Source organism: Leptospira gomenensis, from assembly GCF_004770155.1.
GTDB classification, from domain to species: domain Bacteria; phylum Spirochaetota; class Leptospiria; order Leptospirales; family Leptospiraceae; genus Leptospira; species Leptospira gomenensis.
Map to the genome: position 1 here is coordinate 1 of NZ_RQFA01000062.1, position 711 is coordinate 711.

Annotated in this window: 1 protein-coding gene; it reads left to right on the forward strand. The window is 47.8% G+C overall.

Going from position 1 to position 711, the window contains the following annotated elements; all coding sequences use genetic code 11:
• Positions 1–15 precede the first annotated feature (15 nt).
• Positions 16–711, forward strand: a 696-nt coding sequence (locus EHQ17_RS13755) for a hypothetical protein (protein ID WP_135736199.1), incomplete at its 3' end; no start/stop codon positions are given.

Genomic DNA, 711 nt, shown 5'->3' on the forward strand with positions numbered 1-711 from the left:
GACAGCGAGAAGTATTTGAAGACGGAGGAGTGGAACCGGGACCGTATGCGTATGGTGGAGGGGATGATCCAAAACAAGATCGGTGCGATGGACGCGATCATGGGGTATCACCCGGATTATTCGCAAAACATGTCGTATCCTCCTCCTGCGGGCGCGAATATGCCTCAGTATGACGTGGGTGCGTTTTTGAACAAGTGGGGAGGCAAGATCAACGGAGCAGGTCCTTCTCTTGCTAAGTCAACCTACGATCAGATGGGAAAAATTCTCTGGGGAGTTTATCCTCCGTTGAATAACTCCAGAGCGGCTTACCAAAATTCCACGGACTTTACAAATCGTGTGAACTTTGACGGCGCGGCGATTATGGGAGTTCAACTTTTTTATCTCGCGAGTGTGGACTTAGTTTGTATGGGTATGTGCGGTTTGACGATGGTTTATTTGAGCGAAGTCAACACCTACAACAACTACGTCAACGAGATGAACGTCAACACGGCTAAGGTTATCGACGAAGGCGTTAAACTGAAGGAGAAGGTAGCGGAACTTCAGTATTTGACGGACATCAACGATTCTACACAATTATTTAATATTCTAAAGTCACCGGAGTATGGTTTGAGCGCTGCGGACGTTGCGATGATCCAGAAGAAGACCGCGAGCAGCACGAGTTTGAAGGATTTGGTTTGGAAGACGAGCAACACGAACGAGATGTCGTTTAAC